We start from the raw sequence: 19,587 nt of genomic DNA, 5'->3' as shown, positions 1-19,587 counted from the left end.
AATTTGAAATTCCTCATAGTACTCGCTGGCTTATTTTTCAGCTCATTTAGCTTTGCCGATAAAACGGTTTACGATGAGTCCAGAGACAGAAATATTCCTATACAAATCTCGTATCCAACTTCTGAAGAGCAGTGTAGTGAAGCTCAAAAATGTTCGGTAGCTTTTCTTAGTGCTGGTTACGGAGTTTCGCATACCAAGTATAGTTTTTTATCTAAACAGCTAAACCTGTTGGGTTATATGGTTGTGGCTATTGGCCATGAGCTAGAGAGCGATCCTCCGCTGTCGGTGTCGGGTGATCTTTATGAAACCAGAAGCGAGAACTGGAACAGGGGCGCTAAAACGCTGGATTTCGTTAAGCACAACCTCGAGCCAACTTACCCGAAATACAATTTTAATGACTTGCTGCTGATTGGCCACTCAAACGGAGGCGATATCTCGTCCTGGCTTGCGAATGAAGGCAAGGATTACATAGAAACTGTCATTACGATTGACCACCGCCGTGTTCCGCTTCCCCGCAATAAGGATATTGGTGTGCTCTCAATTCGCGGCAGCGATTACCCTGCAGACGACGGGGTGTTGCCGTCACAGCGAGAGAGCGAGGAATACGGTATGTGCGTTAAGAAAATACCAAAGTCCCGGCATAATGATATGACGGACCACGGACCCGCGTGGCTTAAAGACGAAATTAACAGCGCTGTGCAGAGCTATTTGAAAGGACTTGGGTGTGAGAAACTTTAATGGTTGATACAGCCAAAAAACACGCCTTTCAGACAGCAAAGGTCACAATTACGGCAATTATGCTGTGTGTGTTCTGTTGGCTGTTTTTCAGTAACCCGGACTCAACCACCAATACGCAGTTTGCGTTTGCCGATACAATTGTTACGTCTGAGGTAAGTGACGACGTGGCTGTCTCGGCTTCACCATACTTAAGCGCTAGTCAATTTGAACACCATAAGCAGTCGGCAAACTGGCAGTTTGAGCGTGTTGATGAAACTAAGTTCAGCGTTGCCGTTGCTAATATTTATTTACTCACCGAACCTATTCTTGTCGATTGGTTTTTAATAAAGCCATCAAGTCGTTTTCGCCTGTCTGGGTGGAAAGACGTTGGCATACAATTCAAAATCAAGAACGCCTTTATCTGAATCCATTAGTTCCTAAACGAATAACGAAAGCTGGACTGGTTGAAGCCAGCCCTTACTAATGGATTTTTAAAGGTAAACTCATGAAAACTATTTTTCTTAAACCGTGCAGACTTATTGCTCTGTTACTTTTGCTTATTTCTCTACTGTCGAATTCGGAAATTTCTCAGGCCGATGAGAACAACCTGTCGTCAGAACATATTCGTCAGCTGATGACTAAAACGTTCGATGTTATGCAGGACAACTACATAGAACCGGAAGTGGTTCCTGAGTTAAGGGAGTTATTTCTAAACAAGCTGGAATTGGGACAGCACGATTCGCTGACGTCTCTGGAGGGTTTCGCGCGCGTGCTGGGACAAGATTTACGAGCGGTTACAGGCGATAACCATCTAAGTTTGTATACCGTTAACCCAGACGAAGAAATCACCCATATATTGACCCATGAAGAAGGAAAGTTAACCAATAACTGTGGTTTCGAGGAAGTGCGTTACCTGAGCGGTAACATTGGCTATTTGAAGTTTAATAAGTTTTCGCCGGAAAAGCAGGCCAGGGAAGCCGTTGACGCAGCTTTTAACTTTCTTGGTCAGAGCGACGGCATAATCATTGATTTGCGAGATACCGTTGGTGGTTCGCCCGATTTAGTTCAGTACATGTTGAGCTATTTTCTGTCCGACGAAACACCTCTTTGGTATGTGCTTGATTCTGCAAACGAAAAGACGGCAGAGATTTCAGCATCTGATACCGCAGCTCACCAAGGCTTTCGCGGTGATTTTCCGGTTTGGATATTAACCAGTCGCAACACAGCCAGTGCTTCTGAACTTTTTGCTGGTGTTTTACAGGCGAATTCAAAGGCTGTGTTGGTTGGTGACACCACCGCTAGCGCCGGTTTTTATGTTGGAGTGCGTCGAATTACTGACACGCTTGCATTTCGCATATCACTACTTAAACCGATAATAACGGCAACCGGGAATAACTGGGAGCGCACGGGAATTATTCCGGATATTGAAGTACCGGCTATGGATGCTTTAGATCATGCTCATGAGTTAAGTAGCAAAACTATGAGCGCTGACTTTTAGTCGGAGCCGGCGTCGTTCCGTTAAGTTCGACGTCGGCAAAGCCTTCTAGTTTACGCTGTTCAATCGGCTGACCAATCAGTTTTTCAATGGCTTTCAGGAAGGCCAGTTCTTCGTCGGTGACCAAAGATATGGCATGACCAACCTGGCCGGCACGACCGGTGCGGCCAATGCGATGCACATAGTCTTCAGCAACCTGTGGTAGGTCATAATTGATAACGTACGGCAGCTTTTCAATATCAATGCCCCGCGCGACGATATCGGTTGCGATAAGCACTTGAACCTTGCCACTTTTAAATTCAGCCAACGCTCTGGTGCGGGCACCCTGGCTTTTCGCGCTGTGAATAGCTGCGGCAGAGAAACCGGCTTTATCCAGTTGCTTAACTAACCTATTAGCGCCTTGTTTGGTGCGGGAAAACACAAGCACTTGCGGCTCGTTAAGGCTGTGCAGTAGTCGTAGTAGCATGCGCAGCTTTTCGCTTTTCTGTACCGCATACATTGTTTGTTCAATAGGCTCTGCGGCAGCGTTCGGTGGTGCCACAGAAATTTCTACCGGGCTTTTCAGCAAGCCTTTAGCCAGGGTACGAATGCCGTCGGAAAAGGTCGCTGAGAACATGAGTGTTTGGCGCTTAGCTGGTAATAACTTAATAATTTTCTTAATGTCGTGAATAAAGCCCATATCGAGCATGCGGTCGGCTTCATCAATTACCAATACTTCTAATTTCGGGAAGCGGATGGCATTCTGTGTGTATAAGTCCAGCAAGCGGCCAGGTGTGGCGATAAGAATATCCACGCCTTTGCGAAGCTTCATCATCTGCGGGTTAATTTTCACACCGCCAAACACCACCGCGTAATTCAGTGGCTGACCCGCGCTTAAGTTAGCAACACTTTCACCCACCTGAGCCGCTAATTCTCGAGTAGGCGTAAGAATGAGCGCGCGTGCTGTGTTTGCCTTTGCGCGCTCGTTACTTTTTAGTCTGTCTAAAATCGGTAAGGTAAAACCCGCGGTTTTTCCCGTGCCTGTTTGTGCTGCAGCCATTAGGTCCTTACCAGCAAGGATCGTCGGAATTGATTGCTCCTGAATAGGTGTTGGTTCTGTATAACCTTGGCGTGTAAGGGCGGCAATGGTTTCAGGGTAAAGTCCGAGTTCAGAAAAAGTCATGTATCAATATGCAATTCAACGGTGATAATAGTTGGCATTGTACCTGAGAGCTGTGGGTGCTGCATTTCATTTAATTGTTGGGTAAGGTCTGAATCCAATAGGGGCTCTCGCTCAAGTTAAATGTTTTATATCTGGGTTGCTTTATTGTCGTAAAAGAGTAGTTTAATTGGTTGATAATTAAACTAATCAGAGAACGGCGCGTAACGAAACTCTATAATGCTTAATAGGAATAACTAGCGCTTCGGTAGTTAATTAATAGATCCTCAAGGAGGAGAAATGAAATATTGTTATGTAATTTTTGCATCGCTATTACTCTCTAACGTGGCCTCTGCAAGTGACTTAACAGCCAGAGTTAACCAGTATTTCGAAGCGCAAAAAGCCGTAGAGCATAGAAATTCAACTAAAAGCGATGTGACTAGTTTATTAGCACTGCTAACTGAAGACGCAACATTTGAACACCCCAGATTTAATGCTGTTCAATCAAAAAACGAATATGAGAAAGGCCTGCTGTACTATTTAGGAAGCTATGGCGAATGCGATATTCAGGTTAAGAATATCATTGAAGGGCTTAATGCTGTCACCGTCGAATACTTACATCCCTGCATTGATAAAAATGGAAACTCTGATCCTGAAAATAATAAGCAAGAACTAGTTACTTTATTCGAATTTGAAAACAACAAGATAAAGCTGATTAGGCACTACTTCTGACCAGTGGTTTAACAAGCGAATAAGTTGCGTATCAACTGTATACAAAATGAAGGATCTCTAAGATGGGATGGAAGGGAACGGTTAGGTCTATCGGTGCAGCGGTTCGTGCAGCAGAACGAGATGCGAAACGCAGACAGAAAGAATTAGAAAGAAAGCATAAGCAATATGCGAAAATGCAGGAGTTAGAGCAGGCTGCATACGAAGTTGATGTTTATGAAAACCATATCGAGGTGATTCAGTCGATCCATAAAGAATGCAGCTCGCTTGTAGACTGGTCGAGTGTTGCAAGCTCTAAACCGCCTAAAGAGCCAAAAAAAACGAGCCATAGAGAGGAAAAAGCTCAGCTTAAATTAGAACAATATAAGCCTGGAGTATTCGCTCGACTTTTCAATAATGAGGAAAAGAAAAAAGCGATCATCGCACAAGAAATTGAAATAGCGATAAAAGCTGATAACGATGAATATGAATCGAGAGTCTCGCGCTGGAAACAGGAATTTGCAGAATGGAAAGAGAGTGTGGATATAGCTGAAGCTCTATTAAAAGGGGAGCCCAAAGCTAAGCTCGAAGCAATAGACAATCTACAGCCTTTTACCGAAATTTCTAATCTTGGCTCGAGCATATCGGTGGTTGTATATGACAATGGTCTGTTGGAAGCGACAATTAACGTTCATGGTAACGATATCGTGCCAAGCGAGTCGAAGAGTCTTTTAAAGAGTGGAAAGCTGTCTGTTAAAAATATGCCGAAAGGAAAATTTAATGAAATATATCAAGACTATGTGTGCAGTTGCGTGTTAAGAGTAGCTAATGAGCTGTTTTCATGTATTCCAGATAGCTTGGTGATTGTTACAGCTGTAGATGAACTACTTAACTCTAAAACAGGGCATTTAGAAGAAACCCCGGTATTATCTGCCGCCATATCCCGCAGTACGATGAATAGTCTCAATCTCGAAACAATAGATCCTTCAGATTCGATGAGTAACTTTATACATAATATGTCTTTTAAAAAGACAAAAGGTTTTGAACGGGTAGAACGCCTAGATTCAGAAAGCTTAAGCCGTACATAGCTTGCCAAGGCTTAGAATAGGTGGTTGGGAGTTTGACGGAACAAACTTTCTAATCTGCTTGTGGAGGTTCACTGAGTGTTTTTTACTAGTACGTAAGACTAGTTGTGATAACGTGAAACTAACAAATTTTGAAATGGAACTTCGATGATAAATACAAAACGCCTATTTTTAAGCTTCTTGATTCTTGTTCTGAGCTTCTCTGCTCATGCGTCATCAGTTACCAAAAAACTGGAAATTCAGCATCCCGAATTTGAAGTTCCTCTTGTGTTCAATGTTGTTTTGCCATCTGGCTATCAGGGGGAAAACTCTAAGCATTACCCGGTGCTTTTTGATTTTCATCCCCATGCAACGACATATTTAAGAGGCATGCATGACTGGATGAGTCATAACGGTGAGTGGCCGTGGCTTAAGACAATTATTATTACGCTCGATTATGGTAATCCGGTAGGTAAGCTATTTGACAGTTCCGGGGAAACGACTCCGCTCCTCGATTTTTTCGAACAAGAACTGTTTGTTGAAATAGATAAAACCTACCGTACTAATGGGTTTCGTATTATGAGCGGGTTTAGGCACAATGGCAGTATTGTATTATCAGCGTTGTTCAGGAAACCGGATATGCTGAATGCCTACATTGCTGTGAGCCCAGAGCTTAAAGATGACTTTGTTGGCCTGCAATCAGACTCGAGAAAGATGCTTTCAAATCTCGACAAAAAGCCGAGGTTTTTACTCTTCAGCTATGGCACTAATGTAAAAGAAAATCATCAGCAGGATGACTATATGGAGTTAAGCAAAACACTCCAGCAATATGCACCCTCAAGCCTGGATTGGCACGAAAAGCATTTTGCCGACAATTACTTTATGTCCTTACCAATATTGTCGACGGTAATGGGAGTAGAAGCACTATTTGATGATGTCCATAACGGCTTAGCGCCTGACTCCGCTGTTTCAAAACAAGGAGTGAATAAGATTGTGGCGCACTACAAGTTTCTTTCAGATAAAAAATATGGGTTTGAGGTGTCGCCTAAGCGTTCCATTCAAAATCTCGGAAATCACCTTATCGGCTCTAATCCCGAAAAGGGGCTATCAGTACTTAAACAACTCATTGAACTCTATCCTGATGACTCCTATAGCTACCACTATGTCGCCGAGGCATACGCAAGCTTAGGAGATTTCGAGAATGCAGTTAAGTTTCAAACGGACGCAGTTAAGTATTCAGAGAATCAGCAAACATGGCATCAGAAAAAGCACCGAGCTGCTCTTGACCAATATCAGTTCGAGCTTAGCGGAGAATAATGCGAGCAGGAGTGAGAGATCTGCTGAGCGTATCCAACCTAGCTTAGTAAAGCTATTGAAATAAGAGAAAAAATAATGAAAAAAGTAATGCTTTCGGCCTTTGTGATCTTCATGGTTTCTACATCTGCTGTTTTTGCGCAGCAAGTCCAAAACCGTGATGAAGGTTATAAATTACAGACAGAGGTACTCTTCTCAGAAATACTCGACGAAAAAAGAACCATCACTGTTCAGCTTCCCAAGAGCTATGCTGCAAAGCCAGATAAAGAATATCCGGTAATTTATCGCCTTGATGGCAAAGGCAATCTGCTTCTCATCACTGCTGTGTTAGAGAGACTGCAAGAAGCAGAGGCTGCGCCTGAAGTAATTATTGTCGCAATTGAAAATACTGATAGATTGAGAGATTTTTATCCTACGGTTAATGAAGAGCAAAATGGTCCAATGGGAATTGGCGGCGGAGCGTCAAAGTTTTTAAGCTTTGTAGAAAGTGAGCTTATCCCTTTTGTTGATAACGGATATCGCACTCATAATTTTAAAGTAATTGCAGGTGCATCCGCTGGCGGCGTATTCGCGCTTTATGCGCTCCAAGCCAATCCTGAACTTTTTCAGGCGCATTTAGCTTACAGTCCAGCTGTATGGTGGAATTATGGAGCAACAGCAAAAAGTACAAAAGCGTTCATATCTGAAACAAATAACTTAGATAGCTATTTGTACATGGATATCGGTGAAGAAAGTGGCTTTATGAGAGAGCGATATGACGATATGCTCGACTTTATTTCGTCTAACACGCCAAAGGGCTTAAAGTTCATAAGTGATGAATTCGATAATGTTCCTCATAGGCTGACTTCAGCTGCTGGGGTTTTCAATGCTTATCATAACCTTTTTCTGCCTGTGAGGATGCCGGCACGAGCATATAATGGCGAAATTAGCTCGATTTCAAAATATTACAATCGTCTATCAAATCAGTATGGAGAGAAGACGCCGCCGGAATGGGTTGTTCGGGAGCTGGGTTACCATTTCGTAAATAACGGCAATCTCAAAGAAGCTATCAAGCTTTTTAAGTTTGGTATAACGCTTTATCTCGAAAAACCTGACGCGTATAACGGTTTAGCTTATGGTTACGAGCAGAGCCAAATGTACGAAGAGTCACTCGTACAGGTCAATAAAGCCCTCTCTCTGTCGAATGAAGGGTATGATGGTTACGAGGTTTATGCTGCCCGAAAAGAGAGATTACTTAACCTGTTGGCTCAGTAATCTGGAATTAAAATTTTCCACCCGAAACCCAACACATAATATTGAATTTGTAGTGTTTGAGGATCGATAGGCGACTTATTATTTCTTAGTCGTTCTCTGTTCTTTTCCAGCGGTTAGAAAAGGAATTTTTGTGCAGTGAGTCTATAGATTGGTTAAGTAGTTCATGTAAATCTACACCAATTTCCTCCGAAATATTATTGAAGGCTACTTCCGCTCCGTAACAATACTCTTTTAGTAACTTCCCTTGCTGTTTGCCGACAGAGGATAGTGAATAGAAGGTCCTGCGTTTATCAACTTTATCTGATGATTTTACTAACAAATCTAATTTCAGAAGAGTCTTAATTCGTTGAGAAATTAGTTGATGAGGTTGTGATAGTGCTTTTGCTATTTGGGTCAACGAAGCTTGTTCTACACTATTAAGATACAAGACGGTTGATGAGACACTCACCGGAAAAATTATTCCCATATCACGATATACATCTGCCGCTTGCTCCGTAATTATTAAGTGTAAGTCGAACAACAGTTTTGCTGTAAAAGCTCTATTGTGTTTGAGGGACTGAGCAAATTTGTTGGTGTCGTTCATCAGTTTCTCCAATACTTCGAGTTCATTATTGAACCATTAATGCGGCGGCAAGCTTTTGCATTGCGAACCCCGCTTTCGCATCCGCTCCTCGATTCATCACTATGATAAAACCGGATTGGCTGTTTAGATCAAAATACATAGCGGCGAAGACCCCTAAATCAGATCCCATATGCCCGGTTAGTCCTTCTCTGTCTCTCCAGAAGAAACGTTGGCTATCTGAAACTTGTTTCTCTAATTGCAGTGCAAAAAATTCTTGAAACAGATCTCTTGATAGCAGTTCCTCACCATATACATCTTTATTTTTTAGTAGGTGCGTCATGAAGCTTGATAGCTCTTTGATAGAGCCACGTAAACCACCATCGGGATATTGCGGGTTTCCAAAATGAGGGTATGCACTAAAGCGCTTATATTCTCTGGGCGGATTTACAAATTTACTTATCAAGTAGTTAAGCTCAGGTTCTTCCGTATTAGCGCATACAAATAGCCAAGGTATACATTGTTCAACTTCATATGGAGTAGCAATATTTTGAAAGTCGAGGTCGCCTAATAACCAACTACTATTTTCCATGCCAAGCCTGGGGAAAACATATAACTTGCTGAATTCTGCCAGTGTTAAGCCACTCACTTCTTCTACTAGTTGCCCTGCTAATGCGGCAGCCAAATTGCTATAGTGCCGCTCTTCACCTGGTAGGTGTGGTAAGTAATACTTACCGGAGTTGTAGTATTCACCCGTCGTAGTAAGCAAACTAATAAGGTGTTGCTTTAAAGTGGTTTCGGGATCTCGGTTTGGCGTGTAAGACTCTGTGTTGTAATAATCTGCAATTCCGGATGAATGGCTCGCGAGATGTCTTACTGTAATAACTTCGTCTTGAACGTGGGGGTTGTCAATTGGAAAAGAAAGGTATTCATTGATGTCTTTATCAAGAGATAGTTTTCCCTGCTTCACAAGCTCTAAAAGAGCTAAGCCCAAAATAGGCTTGCTTATTGATGCAACATTGAAAAGAGTATTTTCATTAACGGGTTTCTGGCTGTCGATATCTGCATATCCATAGGTTCCTATGAAATCAACGTCACCTTTTCTAATTTGTGCAATTGCTAAACCAGGAATAGCTGTATCTTCTATAAGCTCTTTTGCAAGTAGATCAATTTCATTTGAGTAGTTGGTTCGCTCAATTGAACGAGGATAGTAGTTGAAAGCTATGATTGTGCTTAATAGAACTAAGAAAATCACCAAAAAAATTCTCATTAAATATTCCCTAAAAGCCATTTACGCAATTTATTTCGCAATATATTGCATAAATAAGGCTTAGTAAAGAAAATACCAGGAAAATTTTATGCTACTTGATTATTAAAATAGAATAATTTCGGCTTAGTCTTGTCCTAAGCCCATGTCTACACGTAATTCAAATTCAGTAAAGGGTTTATGAGTTTTTCCGGCGAATACAGGCCAACAACAAGTTGGGTTCTATATAAAAATTAGTCAAAAAATCTTTAGCGACTTGAAATATATTAAATAGACAGCATCTAATGAATTAGTGTAACAATTTAGTTGTTTTAATATTGAGGGAACAAGATGAATTCGCTTTATGATTTGCTACTACATCTTGTCCCATGGGTTATAGTTTTCGGTTTTATAATATTTTTTTTCGGGTTGACAACTTGGGTAAAGAAAGGGAGGCGGAGTGCTATAGCTTTGGGCTTTGTACTTCAGACTTTTCTACCTAACCCAAATGTTGAACGAAGAATTGATGTCGTGGTAAAGCAAGAGCAGACTGATGAAGATAATCACAATGAGAATAAAAGTTGATTAGTAAACCGCTACAGATCTAATAGGCATCCCAAAGCGACAGACTAAGCTAAAACACTTCTTTAAGTGGCAGTACTACCTTTGAAGAGGTACTCCATGGCAATTCGGGTATGACGCTGCTAATTTAGTGGTTGAACAAGGCTAGAGCTCTTGCCCCAAATTTTTGGCCGTGGCTGGCGTTATCCATGAGGTACCAATGTACGGTTCACTTTTACTACTCCACATTCTCGCGGCAACCATCTGGACAGGTGGGCACATTGTCCTGTCCGTCGTTGTGCTGCCCAAGGTTTTGAAGGAGCGGTCACCTCAGTTGCTCCTCGATTTTGAGTCTGTCTATGAAAAAATTGGCATGCCCGCGCTCATCATTCAAATAATTACAGGCGTAATGCTGGCGCACAGGCTGCTCCCAGATGTCAGCCTGTGGTTCAATACCAGTAACCCGGTTGCTTATCCAATAATGGCAAAACTGGGTTTGCTTGCGTTGACGGTTGGTTTTGCCATTAGCGCAAGGTTTCTTGTCCTACCCAACCTCTCGCCAGCAAACCTCAAAGTAATGGCATGGCACATTGTGTCGGTTACTGTTATTTCCATTTTATTCGTTGTTGTGGGTGTTTCGTTTCGAACAGGCTGGTTTTATTGAAGAACCCTGAAAGGCCATTCTCATGAAGCCAAAATAGTCGCTCCGTCGAGCGGTATATGAACTTTGTCTGTTAATAGCTGTTCTTTAACGGAATCCATGAGCTGACTACGAGTCACCGGGCAATGATCCAGTGCCTCTAAATGGTTGGCGACAATATTGCCTTTGCTTAATGTAGCCACTTCCAGAACCTCTTCAATACCCATAATGATATGTCCCCCAACGTCAAACTGCGCTCCTCCAGCGGGCAGTACAATCCATTCTGGCTGCTCTGAGGTAATACAGTGGCGAACATCGTCAGTTAAAAGGGTGTCTCCGGTAATATATAAGCTGGGTTCATTGGCTTGCTTAATTAAAAAGCCATGGCCATGTTCCATGAGTCGGCCAATAATGCCTTCTCCGTGAACACAGGGAATAAGGTTAATAGTACCGTGTAAAAAGGAGTTAGTTTGTTCAGTACTTAGCGACTGCACGTTCAGTCCTTTCCGTGCCAGAAATCGTGCGTCTTTATCGGAGCAATAGACAGGAATTTGATGCTGTCTAAGCCACTTCGCGGCAGCTCTGTCTAAGTGGTCAAAGTGTCCTTTTTGACAATGCGTGATCAAGCACGCTGTGACGCTATCTAATAGTTTATCGGTATTGTAAGGCAGCGGGGCTGTTGGGTTTCTTGTCCGCGTGGTAGTGAGATATTTCAGTGGTGGAATTGCGCCTTTCGGTGCAAGCATTGGGTCAACAAGAATAACTTCATTTTCGTAATGGATAACAATGGTCGCGTTTCTTATTTGGGTAATTTTCATCGTTGGTAGCTTCCTTATTGGTAATGAAGTCATTGTATTTTTATTGAGCACTCACCATAATGTCCGTTTAAGACATTAACCATTCAATATCAGCCACACGGGTGGGAAATGAGAATTGGTCTGGTGGTTTACCCAGGATGCATGGCGTCCGGTTTGCTGGCATTCGCGGAGTTGCTCGAGGCTGCCAATCAACGCTCTGGAAGAACGCAATTTGATGTTGTCTGGACAGGCGTTAACGATAAGCCTGTAAATATTCAAGTGACTCGGTACGGGGCTAATGTTTCTGTCGTACCCGCGTTGCCAATGACAGACGACTCACTAGAAGCATTGCTTATCCCTGGTTTCTGGACGGACGGTGAGGACGACCTAAGCGGTTTACTGGATAACTATGATGACCTTATCAGTACCCTGAAGGGGATATCTCCATCGACTCAGCTTTGGGCTTATTGCTCCGCGGTGAGTCTATTGGCTGAAGCCGGTCTTTTGAAGAACAGGAGAGCAACATCAACCTGGTGGCTGACCGATTTTCTTTCTGCCCGAAACCGCGAAACGTTCTGGCGTTTTTCTCAGACCTTTGTTGCCGACGGAAATGTCATGACAGCCTCAGGGGTTAATGGGCATTTGCCCATCGCACAGGCGATTATTGAACAGGAGCTTGGACACAACATACTGAGGGATATTATTGAAGTTATGGTTGTTCCCAGGCCGGAACATAAGGTGACCCCTTTACGTGCTGTCAATATGATGCAGTTTGAAGAACCATTGATCCGCCGGGTTTATGCCTGGGCTGAAGAAACAGTAGCGAATTGTTTAATGGTATCTGCTCTGGCTCAAGTACTTCATACAACTGAACGGACACTTGCGAGAAAAGTGAAAGTGACAACCGGACTGTCATGCGCACATTTTATGCGGCTTGTGAAAGTTAAACAGGCATCGGATTATTTAATCTATAGTTCACAATCGGTTTCGCAAATCAGCGACCAGTTAGGTTTTACTGACGACAGCTCATTTCGCAGAACCTTTAAAAACATTACTGGCTATACTCCTTCCGATTATCGCAGCCACTTTGGTCGTCTCAGTTTCACTTCAGGTAGTTGAATCTAATCTTTCTGATTGGCGAGTTTTAGTCCCAATATGCAATAGAGTTTTGTGGTCAACTCTGGTTGTACCACCAACCATTTCATGTCTACAATGCTTATTATTGTTGGCTGGGAGTGGGTGTTATGGACTTTTCCTACAGTGCGAAAACAAAGGATTATTTGGCGCGGCTTGATGCCTTTATGCGCGAGTATATTGAGCCGTACGAAGATCAGTATCAAAAAGAAAATTACCGGCTAAATAGCACACCGAACTGGCGTGAGTGGCAGGTGCCGCCGCGGGTGGCGGAGCTTAAGCAGATGGCGAAAGAGCAGGGGTTGTGGAACTTGTTTTTGCCGGACGATGAGCTTGGCGCTGGTTTAACTACGCTGGAGTATGCGCCGCTGGCTGAGCGTATGGGGCGCAGCCTGTTAGCGCCGGAAGTCTTCAACTGCAACGCACCCGACACGGGCAATATGGAAGTGCTGTATCACTTTGGTGATGACCCGCAGCAAGAGCAGTGGTTAACACCACTTTTAAACGGTGACATTCGCTCGGTGTTTTGTATGACCGAGCCCGATGTCGCGTCATCCGACGCCACCAATATGCAAACTACCATTAAAGCCGATGGCTCTGATTGGGTCATAAACGGCCGTAAGTGGTGGAGTACAGGTTTAGGTCACCCGGACGCAGAAATTGCCATTGTTATGGGGCTGACCGACGAGGACGCCGAAAAGCATCATCGCCATTCCATGGTATTGGTGCCGTTAAACACGCCGGGTGTAAATATTGAACGTATGTTACCTGCTCTGGGCGAGTACGATGCCCCTTATGGCCATGGCGAGGTGATGTTCGATAACGTTCGCGTACCGAAAGAAAACATTATTGTTGGCCCCTGTGCGGGTTTTAAAATTGCGCAGGGGCGTTTAGGCCCGGGCCGTATTCATCATTGTATGCGAGCTATTGGCGCGGCAGAACGTGCATTGGAGCTTTTCATTGAGCGTGGCGTATCGCGCATTGCCTTTGGTGAGCCATTAATGAAGCTGGGTGGCAATACCGAGCGTTTAGCTGACTTGCGTGTAGCCATTGATCAGGTGCGGTTACTAACACTGCACGCGGCCTGGCAAATAGACAATATTGGTGCCATGAAAGCCATTAAAGAAATATCGGCCATTAAGCTGGTGGCACCGAATGTGCTGCAGCGGGTGGTGGACGAAACCATGCAACTGTTTGGTGGTGCTTCGATGTGTCATGACACACCATTACCGGGTTTATTAACCGTTGCGCGTTCGCTGCGCATTGCCGACGGACCCGACGCGGTTCACCGTGCGACTATTGCTAAAACAGAGTTGAAACAAAGAGAAAAACAATGGAAAGGGCGCTCTAATGACTGATCCATCATCCGCCGTAGTCGATCAGGCGAGTGACGTACGCGAAGAAGAAACCTTGCCCGTAGAGGCATTAGATAGCTGGCTGGCGGAGCACATTGGTGACGAGCTACCCGAAGATCGCGGTACTTTGCGCATTACCCAATATACCGGTGGCGTGTCCAACTGGACCTACCGTTTAGATTACAACGGCCTGGCATTAGTGTTGCGCCGCCCACCAGATGGCACAAAAGCCAAGTCAGCCCATGATATGGGACGTGAGTTCCGTCTGCAAAAACGCCTGCGTCCGGCGTTTCCTCATGTGCCCCGAATGCTGGCATATTGCCGTGACGAGTCGGTTATTGGTGCCGAGTTTTATGTGATGGAACACGTAACCGGCATTATTCCGCGGAGGCGTTTTCCTAAAGGGCTGGACCTAAGTTCTGAGCAGGCGCGACAGTTATGCACGAACGCGCTGGATAAACTGATAAAGCTGCACCAGGTAGATTTAGACAGCACCGGACTGCGCAAAATTGCTAAAGGTAAAGGCTATACCGAACGTCAGGTAAATGGCTGGTGTGGGCGTTATGAAAAGGCAAAGACCTGGAATGTATTCGGCGCGGGTTCGGTTATGCGTTGGCTTAAAGAGAACCAACCGCAAAGCGAGAAAATTTGTCTGGTTCACAACGACTTTCGCTTAGACAACCTGATACTCAACCCGAATGACCCAACCGACATTATCGGTATTCTGGACTGGGAACTGGCGACTTTAGGCAACCCGTTAATGGACCTGGGCAACTCGCTGGCTTACTGGATTGAAGCAGGCGATGACAAAGTTGCGCGCGCGACGAAACGTCAGCCGAGCGACTATCCTGGCATGCTAACCCGTAAAGAAATTATTGATTACTACTGCGAGCGCACCAGCACCAAGGTAGAAGACTTTGCCTTTTACGAAGTGTTTGGTTTATTCCGTTTAGCGGTGATAGCCCAGCAAATTTATTATCGGTACCACCATAAGCAAACCACCAACAAAGCCTTTAAGAACTTCTGGTTTTTGGTGAACTATTTGCTGTGGCGTTGCCGTCGTCGTATTGCCAAAGCCTAAAAAATACGAGTAAAAAGACAATAACAATAAAGAGAGCTCAATAATGTCTCAAGAAAGGAAGACCATTTTAATTACCGGAGCCAGTTCTGGTCTGGGGCAAGGTATGGCTCGCGAGTTTGCCGCTCAGGGCAAAGACCTATGCCTGTGCGCACGTCGGTTAGACCGGCTGGAAGCCTTAAAAACCGAACTGGAAGAAAAGCATTCTGGTATAACGGTCAGCATTAAAACTCTGGATGTAAATGCTCATGAAGACGTATTCCGCGTGTTTCAGGAGTTTAAGCAAGAGCAGGGACAAATTGACCGCTTTATTATTAACGCGGGCATGGGTAAAGGTGCGGCGCTTGGCACTGGCTACTTTGAAGCAAACAAAGCCACGGCTGAAACGAACTTCGTAGCCGCGCTGGCGCAATGTGAAGCGGCTATGGAAATTCTACGAGAGCAAAAGCAGGGGCACCTGGTGACTATTTCGTCCATGAGTGCTTTTCGCGGTATGCCGCGGGCTATGACGGTTTATGCGGCAACTAAAGCAGGTTTGGCCTCGCTAACCGAGGGCATTCGTGCAGACTTAATGAAAACCTACGGCAGCAACAGTCCAATAAAAGTCTCGACCATTTACCCGGGCTACATTCGCTCAGAAATTAACGAAAAAGTGAAAAACACACCTTTTATGGTGGACACCGAAACCGGTTGTCGTTTGTTGGCAGAAGCCATTAATAAAGAGCCAGTAAAAGCTTATGTTCCGCGCTGGCCCTGGGCATTAATGGCGTTTTTAATGAAACGCTTGCCGTTAAAGTGGGTGTTAAAGCTGGCTTAACTCTTGGTTACTCACCGGAGCCAGAGCACACGGCGTCACCTCGGGTAGAAACCTGCACTGACAGAGACTGGCTGACGCCTTGTGCATCGTTAAACAGAAACACCGGCTCGACTAAAAACATGTCGCCGCGCTTGCCATCGTGGTTGATTTCCAGCCGCTGATCAGCCAGTTCCAGTTTAATGCAGCCATCGTGTTCAGTGGTCATTATGCGTTCCCATTTATCCGGCTGTGGTTCGTGCAGCCAAATTTCATGGCCCTGCCAACTTTGTTTCTCGCCTCGTTCGCACCAGTAGCTATGAACCTCCAGCGCGCCGTCTTTACTGGTTTCCAGTTGACGAATGTCGCATTCGTCTTCATGCGGTAATTCAGGCTCCATGGCGGTGTACTGGTACACAACAACACTGACAAAAATGACGAGAAGGGTGACGGCCGAAGCGCCTAACCAGATAAGAATTTGCTTTAACATATGGCTCCAGAACCTGATACAGTATAAGTTCTTAGTATAAAGACAATAATTATAAGAACAATGATTTGGGGGAAGTATGTGGCAACGTGTTTTGGCATTACTGATTCTTATTGTGGGCTTGCTTCTGGCCGTTCTGGGTGTGGTCAGTGACAACGATACTCCCGTTAGATTAACCGGCGCGGTTCTGATGTTAATTGGTATTATCTGGCTGTATAAGCAACCGACGTTGAAGTCGCTTAATCGTACCGACAAGCCAACGTTAAAATGGTATCAGTCTCCAATTCTCTGGATACCTATTATTGCGATCATCATCTTTATTATCAGTCTTTTCATGTAGGAACCGAATTCATGAATATAGCAAAACGAATTGTTATTTTGGCCGGTGCAGTGGGGCTGTTTTTTTATACCGCAGAGCAGGAAGAGCTGATTACCTTAATTGCGAACTTTAATCTGAGCTGGTACAAACTGGGCGTTCCTGTTGCCTGGGGCTTAGTCATTGGTGGGCTTTGCGCGCTGTTAAAGTTCCGTTGGCTGCTGTCCTGGATGGCGCCTGTTACCTTAGTTGCCAGTGCAATAACGACCATGGGACTCACTGGTGCAGCAGCGGTATTTGTGAAACATCAACTGGTGGTGCTTTGCTTGCCGCCGTTACAACTCGCCGCCGTAGGTGTTGGTTTATACTTGTTTGCCGTGGGTCTGGTTAAGTTGATGGGAGACATTGAAGCCAGAAAATCGGAAAAAGGTGAGGAATGAGTCGTCAAATTACCCCTCAAAGTAGCCAGGAAATTACATTAAACAGCGATATTGGTGAGAGCTTCGGAGCCTGGAAAATGGGCGCCGATGACTTAATTATGCCGCACATCGACTGCGCTAATGTGGCTTGTGGTTTTCATGCGTCAGACCCGTTAACTATGCTGAAAACAGTAAAGTTAGCCAAGCAGCATAACGTGACGATAGGCGCACATCCTGCGTACCCCGATCTCGTTGGTTTTGGTCGACGTCATATGGCATTGAAACCCGATGAAGTAACCGCTTTAATTCAGTATCAGGTGGGGGCGTTACAGGGCATTTGTGCTGGTCAGAAAACTGAAGTGAGCTATGTGAAGCCACACGGCGCACTTTATAACGACATGTTAAGCGACGGTCAGCAATTCGATGCTGTTTGTCAGGCTATTGCCGCCTTGCAGGACGACAGGCATGAACCCTTGCCATTAATGGTTATGGCAACGCCCGAAAATGACGCCTGGCGTCACCGCGCACAGCAGTTTGGTGTTGAATTATGGTTCGAGGGTTTTGCCGATCGCGCTTATGACGACAATGGTCAGTTGCGTTCACGGAGTAACCCCGACGCTGTGCATGGCGATGTTGAGGCCATGTATGCTCAGGCGGAGGCTTTTGCGACAGGCCGTGCTATTGAGAGTGTGTCGGGCAAGTCGCTGCAAATTGAGATTGATTCTCTTTGTGTTCACGGGGATAACCCCAAAGCGATAGAAACCGTAGAGAAGCTGCGGAGCATAGTCCGGCAAGCTAACGATAACGAATAAACCATATTTGAATGACTTATGAGTAAAGAGAGCGATTTCCCAAAACTCGTTTCAGCCGGCGCCGACGCGGTTATTGTCTATTTAGGCGAGGGTATTAGCGTGTCGGTTAACCAGCGTGTTCTGGCTGCGGTTAAGGTAGTTAAAGACCAACTGTCTGACGTTGTGCTGGATTTAGTGCCGTCCTATAACTCCTTAATGGTTTACTACAACGTGCTGAGCATTGATGAGCCTGAAATACGTGAACGCTTGCGCAAAGCTTTAGCTGACCTCAGCACGGATAGCAGCGAGCAGAGCGGCAAGCGGCATCGCATTCCGGTTTATTATGATGAAAGTGTCGGGCCTGACCTTGCTCGCATTGCTGACATGAACAATTGCTCTGTAGATGATGTAATAAAAATGCACACCGAGCAGACGTACCGCGTATATGCCATGGGCTTTGCGCCGGGCTTTGCTTATTTGGGTGAAGTTGCCAAAAAGTTAAGAACGCCCCGTTTAGATAACCCCAGAAAGCGCATTACCGCAGGCAGTGTTGCTATTGCTGAAAGTCAGACTGCTGTTTATCCGTCGGCATCGCCCGGTGGCTGGAACATTATCGGCCGTACTTCTACCCAGCTATATAACCCGTCATCGGGGACCATCAGCCCGTTGAACGTAGGCGATGAAGTAGAATTTTACGCGGTAAGCAAAGAGCAGTTTATTGAGGAAGGCGGCGACACGGAGGCCTTGTCATGATGCGTATTATTGAGCCGGGTATGCGCTCAGCCGTTCAGGATTTTGGGCGCTTTGGGTATTTGTCGAAAGGCCTGACCCGCGGCGGTCCCATGGATGAACACGCGTTTTTATGGGCGAACCGGTTGCTGAGTAACCATTTTAATGCCGCTCAAATAGAAATTACCCTGGGCGGCTTTGAAGTAGAATTTGACCGTGACTGCCAGTGCGCTGTGACCGGTGCTGATGTGGAGTTGACGCTGGACGACGAGGTGTTAAATACCTGGCAAAACTTTAAAGTACGCGCGGGTCAACGCCTGAAGATGGGGTATGCCAGTGCTGGTGTCAGAGCCTATTTAGCGGTGCAGGGCGGTTTTCAGGTGGAGCCTAAGTGGGGCAGTTGTGCAACCGTTACTCGCGACGCAGTCGGCGGCTTGCACGGCGATGGCGCGTTTTTACAAGCGGGTGACGAACTGAGTTTTAATGAGCAGAACTATCAGGTATCGCGCCGCGTGGGCTGGGCTTACAGATCCGACTATCAGAAAACCCCGGTCATTGGCTTAATACCGGGCTTTCAGTACGACGCCTTTCCCATGTCTGCAAGAGAAGCTTTCTGTTACGAAGATTACGAAGTGACTAAAGACAGCGACCGCATGGGCATTCGCTTGTCCGGTAAAGCGTTGGAATATGACGGTGAGGGGCTGGTGTCTGAAGGTGTGAACGTGGGGTCTGTACAGGTGCCCGCAAATGGCCAGCCTATTATTATGATGAACGACCGCCAGACCTTAGGCGGCTACCCGAAACTGGGCACCATTAACCCGTTCGATTTAGGTCGGTTGGCACAATGCCAGCCGGGGCAGACCGTTCGTTTTACCCGCATTGAGGGTAAAGTTGCACAGCAGCAATTGCGCCGCTTTTATCAGTTTTTTAATGTTCGCTTAGCTTGTCAGGCTGGCGATAACCTGCGATCATAGCTGCTTCATATTATCCGG

The 19,587-nt window shown here is 45.3% G+C and carries 22 protein-coding genes; 17 read left to right on the top strand and 5 right to left on the bottom strand.

Annotated elements, in window-relative coordinates; all coding sequences use genetic code 11:
* Positions 1–3 precede the first annotated feature (3 nt).
* From NJR55_RS11660 to NJR55_RS11650, 3 genes are all read left to right on the top strand, one after another.
* A complete protein-coding gene (locus NJR55_RS11660) occupies positions 4–738 on the top strand; it encodes an alpha/beta hydrolase (protein WP_253620098.1) in 735 nt (244 codons plus the stop codon).
* A complete protein-coding gene (locus NJR55_RS11655; RefSeq protein ID WP_253620097.1) occupies positions 738–1,142 on the top strand; it encodes a hypothetical protein in 405 nt (134 codons plus the stop codon). Before NJR55_RS11660 ends, NJR55_RS11655 begins: the two co-directional genes overlap by 1 nt.
* 80 nt (positions 1,143–1,222) lie before the next feature.
* A complete protein-coding gene (locus tag NJR55_RS11650; RefSeq protein ID WP_253620096.1) occupies positions 1,223–2,215 on the top strand; it encodes a S41 family peptidase in 993 nt (330 codons plus the stop codon).
* On the opposite strand, the gene NJR55_RS11645 is transcribed toward NJR55_RS11650, so the two are convergent.
* On the bottom strand, positions 2,196–3,374 hold the full coding sequence (locus NJR55_RS11645) for a DEAD/DEAH box helicase (protein ID WP_253620095.1): 1,179 nt from the start codon (positions 3,372–3,374) through the stop codon (positions 2,196–2,198). The two genes, NJR55_RS11650 and NJR55_RS11645, sit on opposite strands and share 20 nt — an antisense overlap.
* A gap of 276 nt (positions 3,375–3,650) precedes the next feature.
* Here NJR55_RS11645 and NJR55_RS11640 point away from each other — a divergent pair, with 276 nt between their 5' ends.
* The 4 genes from NJR55_RS11640 (at position 3,651) to NJR55_RS11625 (ending at position 7,690) form a co-directional block, all read left to right on the top strand.
* Positions 3,651–4,082, top strand: coding sequence for a nuclear transport factor 2 family protein (locus NJR55_RS11640; RefSeq protein WP_253620094.1), 432 nt, complete (start codon positions 3,651–3,653; stop codon positions 4,080–4,082).
* Between the two features lie 62 nt (positions 4,083–4,144).
* Entirely contained in the window at positions 4,145–5,146 is a 1,002-nt protein-coding gene (locus tag NJR55_RS11635; RefSeq protein ID WP_253620093.1) for a hypothetical protein, read from the top strand.
* 144 nt (positions 5,147–5,290) lie between these two features.
* The gene (locus NJR55_RS11630; RefSeq protein ID WP_253620092.1) at positions 5,291–6,439 is read left to right on the top strand and encodes an esterase; all 1,149 of its coding nucleotides are present in this window, start codon (positions 5,291–5,293) and stop codon (positions 6,437–6,439) included.
* A 75-nt stretch (positions 6,440–6,514) separates the two neighbouring features.
* Positions 6,515–7,690, top strand: coding sequence for an alpha/beta hydrolase-fold protein (locus NJR55_RS11625; protein ID WP_253620091.1), 1,176 nt, complete (start codon positions 6,515–6,517; stop codon positions 7,688–7,690).
* Between the two features lie 85 nt (positions 7,691–7,775).
* On the opposite strand, the gene NJR55_RS11620 is transcribed toward NJR55_RS11625, so the two are convergent.
* The gene (locus NJR55_RS11620; protein WP_253620090.1) at positions 7,776–8,273 is read right to left on the bottom strand and encodes a MarR family transcriptional regulator; all 498 of its coding nucleotides are present in this window, start codon (positions 8,271–8,273) and stop codon (positions 7,776–7,778) included.
* Positions 8,274–8,298: 25 nt separating this feature from the next.
* On the bottom strand, positions 8,299–9,519 hold the full coding sequence (locus NJR55_RS11615) for a serine hydrolase domain-containing protein (protein WP_253620089.1): 1,221 nt from the start codon (positions 9,517–9,519) through the stop codon (positions 8,299–8,301).
* Positions 9,520–10,276: 757 nt separating this feature from the next.
* Between NJR55_RS11615 and NJR55_RS11610 the strand changes: the two genes are divergently transcribed.
* Positions 10,277–10,720 carry a CopD family protein gene (locus NJR55_RS11610; RefSeq protein ID WP_253620088.1) on the top strand — a complete coding sequence of 148 codons (444 nt, stop codon included), beginning with the start codon at positions 10,277–10,279 and terminating at the stop codon, positions 10,718–10,720.
* A gap of 20 nt (positions 10,721–10,740) precedes the next feature.
* Here NJR55_RS11610 and NJR55_RS11605 read toward each other — a convergent pair whose 3' ends face one another.
* The gene (locus NJR55_RS11605; protein ID WP_253620087.1) at positions 10,741–11,514 is read right to left on the bottom strand and encodes an MBL fold metallo-hydrolase; all 774 of its coding nucleotides are present in this window, start codon (positions 11,512–11,514) and stop codon (positions 10,741–10,743) included.
* A gap of 108 nt (positions 11,515–11,622) precedes the next feature.
* On the opposite strand from NJR55_RS11605, the gene NJR55_RS11600 reads away from it, so the two are divergent.
* The 4 genes from NJR55_RS11600 (at position 11,623) to NJR55_RS11585 (ending at position 15,877) form a co-directional block, all read left to right on the top strand.
* On the top strand, positions 11,623–12,612 hold the full coding sequence (locus NJR55_RS11600) for a GlxA family transcriptional regulator (RefSeq protein WP_253620086.1): 990 nt from the start codon (positions 11,623–11,625) through the stop codon (positions 12,610–12,612).
* A gap of 125 nt (positions 12,613–12,737) precedes the next feature.
* A complete protein-coding gene (locus NJR55_RS11595; protein ID WP_253620085.1) occupies positions 12,738–13,985 on the top strand; it encodes an acyl-CoA dehydrogenase family protein in 1,248 nt (415 codons plus the stop codon).
* A complete protein-coding gene (locus NJR55_RS11590; protein WP_253620084.1) occupies positions 13,978–15,063 on the top strand; it encodes a phosphotransferase family protein in 1,086 nt (361 codons plus the stop codon). The genes NJR55_RS11595 and NJR55_RS11590 overlap by 8 nt, the downstream gene beginning before the upstream one ends.
* A 43-nt stretch (positions 15,064–15,106) precedes the next feature.
* Positions 15,107–15,877 carry an SDR family oxidoreductase gene (locus NJR55_RS11585; protein ID WP_253620083.1) on the top strand — a complete coding sequence of 257 codons (771 nt, stop codon included), beginning with the start codon at positions 15,107–15,109 and terminating at the stop codon, positions 15,875–15,877.
* Between the two features lie 7 nt (positions 15,878–15,884).
* Here NJR55_RS11585 and NJR55_RS11580 read toward each other — a convergent pair whose 3' ends face one another.
* Entirely contained in the window at positions 15,885–16,343 is a 459-nt protein-coding gene (locus NJR55_RS11580; protein ID WP_253620082.1) for a hypothetical protein, read from the bottom strand.
* Positions 16,344–16,419: 76 nt separating this feature from the next.
* On the opposite strand from NJR55_RS11580, the gene NJR55_RS11575 reads away from it, so the two are divergent.
* The 5 genes from NJR55_RS11575 to NJR55_RS11555 are packed head-to-tail and all read left to right on the top strand — an operon-like array spanning position 16,420 to position 19,569.
* The gene (locus NJR55_RS11575; RefSeq protein ID WP_253620081.1) at positions 16,420–16,680 is read left to right on the top strand and encodes a hypothetical protein; all 261 of its coding nucleotides are present in this window, start codon (positions 16,420–16,422) and stop codon (positions 16,678–16,680) included.
* A gap of 11 nt (positions 16,681–16,691) precedes the next feature.
* Entirely contained in the window at positions 16,692–17,096 is a 405-nt protein-coding gene (locus tag NJR55_RS11570; protein WP_011234728.1) for a hypothetical protein, read from the top strand.
* Positions 17,093–17,887 carry a 5-oxoprolinase subunit PxpA gene (locus NJR55_RS11565; RefSeq protein ID WP_253620080.1) on the top strand — a complete coding sequence of 265 codons (795 nt, stop codon included), beginning with the start codon at positions 17,093–17,095 and terminating at the stop codon, positions 17,885–17,887. The genes NJR55_RS11570 and NJR55_RS11565 overlap by 4 nt, the downstream gene beginning before the upstream one ends.
* A gap of 18 nt (positions 17,888–17,905) precedes the next feature.
* Positions 17,906–18,619 (top strand): 5-oxoprolinase subunit PxpB, encoded by a 714-nt coding sequence (pxpB, locus tag NJR55_RS11560; RefSeq protein WP_253620079.1) that lies wholly within the window; start codon positions 17,906–17,908, stop codon positions 18,617–18,619.
* A complete protein-coding gene (locus NJR55_RS11555; RefSeq protein ID WP_253620078.1) occupies positions 18,616–19,569 on the top strand; it encodes a 5-oxoprolinase subunit C family protein in 954 nt (317 codons plus the stop codon). Before pxpB ends, NJR55_RS11555 begins: the two co-directional genes overlap by 4 nt.
* Positions 19,570–19,587: the final 18 nt, after the last annotated feature.

This window comes from Idiomarina rhizosphaerae, assembly GCF_024159085.1.
Classification (GTDB): Bacteria; Pseudomonadota; Gammaproteobacteria; order Enterobacterales; family Alteromonadaceae; genus Idiomarina; species Idiomarina rhizosphaerae.
This window is presented reverse-complemented; position numbering and strand designations above follow the sequence as displayed.

What these genes read in the sequence shown, in the direction of transcription:
- NJR55_RS11655 (WP_253620097.1), top strand. Translation starts at nt 738, where the DNA reads ATGGTTGATACAGCCAAAAAACACGCCTTTCAGACAGCAAAGGTCACA.
- NJR55_RS11650 (WP_253620096.1), top strand. Translation starts at nt 1,223, where the DNA reads ATGAAAACTATTTTTCTTAAACCGTGCAGACTTATTGCTCTGTTACTT.
- NJR55_RS11645 (WP_253620095.1), bottom strand. Translation starts at nt 3,374, where the DNA reads ATGACTTTTTCTGAACTCGGACTTTACCCTGAAACCATTGCCGCCCTT.
- NJR55_RS11640 (WP_253620094.1), top strand. Translation starts at nt 3,651, where the DNA reads ATGAAATATTGTTATGTAATTTTTGCATCGCTATTACTCTCTAACGTG.
- NJR55_RS11635 (WP_253620093.1), top strand. Translation starts at nt 4,145, where the DNA reads ATGGGATGGAAGGGAACGGTTAGGTCTATCGGTGCAGCGGTTCGTGCA.
- NJR55_RS11630 (WP_253620092.1), top strand. Translation starts at nt 5,291, where the DNA reads ATGATAAATACAAAACGCCTATTTTTAAGCTTCTTGATTCTTGTTCTG.
- NJR55_RS11625 (WP_253620091.1), top strand. Translation starts at nt 6,515, where the DNA reads ATGAAAAAAGTAATGCTTTCGGCCTTTGTGATCTTCATGGTTTCTACA.
- NJR55_RS11620 (WP_253620090.1), bottom strand. Translation starts at nt 8,273, where the DNA reads ATGAACGACACCAACAAATTTGCTCAGTCCCTCAAACACAATAGAGCT.
- NJR55_RS11615 (WP_253620089.1), bottom strand. Translation starts at nt 9,519, where the DNA reads ATGAGAATTTTTTTGGTGATTTTCTTAGTTCTATTAAGCACAATCATA.
- NJR55_RS11610 (WP_253620088.1), top strand. Translation starts at nt 10,277, where the DNA reads ATGTACGGTTCACTTTTACTACTCCACATTCTCGCGGCAACCATCTGG.
- NJR55_RS11605 (WP_253620087.1), bottom strand. Translation starts at nt 11,514, where the DNA reads ATGAAAATTACCCAAATAAGAAACGCGACCATTGTTATCCATTACGAA.
- NJR55_RS11600 (WP_253620086.1), top strand. Translation starts at nt 11,623, where the DNA reads ATGAGAATTGGTCTGGTGGTTTACCCAGGATGCATGGCGTCCGGTTTG.
- NJR55_RS11595 (WP_253620085.1), top strand. Translation starts at nt 12,738, where the DNA reads ATGGACTTTTCCTACAGTGCGAAAACAAAGGATTATTTGGCGCGGCTT.
- NJR55_RS11590 (WP_253620084.1), top strand. Translation starts at nt 13,978, where the DNA reads ATGACTGATCCATCATCCGCCGTAGTCGATCAGGCGAGTGACGTACGC.
- NJR55_RS11585 (WP_253620083.1), top strand. Translation starts at nt 15,107, where the DNA reads ATGTCTCAAGAAAGGAAGACCATTTTAATTACCGGAGCCAGTTCTGGT.
- NJR55_RS11580 (WP_253620082.1), bottom strand. Translation starts at nt 16,343, where the DNA reads ATGTTAAAGCAAATTCTTATCTGGTTAGGCGCTTCGGCCGTCACCCTT.
- NJR55_RS11575 (WP_253620081.1), top strand. Translation starts at nt 16,420, where the DNA reads ATGTGGCAACGTGTTTTGGCATTACTGATTCTTATTGTGGGCTTGCTT.
- NJR55_RS11570 (WP_011234728.1), top strand. Translation starts at nt 16,692, where the DNA reads ATGAATATAGCAAAACGAATTGTTATTTTGGCCGGTGCAGTGGGGCTG.
- NJR55_RS11565 (WP_253620080.1), top strand. Translation starts at nt 17,093, where the DNA reads ATGAGTCGTCAAATTACCCCTCAAAGTAGCCAGGAAATTACATTAAAC.
- pxpB (WP_253620079.1), top strand. Translation starts at nt 17,906, where the DNA reads ATGAGTAAAGAGAGCGATTTCCCAAAACTCGTTTCAGCCGGCGCCGAC.
- NJR55_RS11555 (WP_253620078.1), top strand. Translation starts at nt 18,616, where the DNA reads ATGATGCGTATTATTGAGCCGGGTATGCGCTCAGCCGTTCAGGATTTT.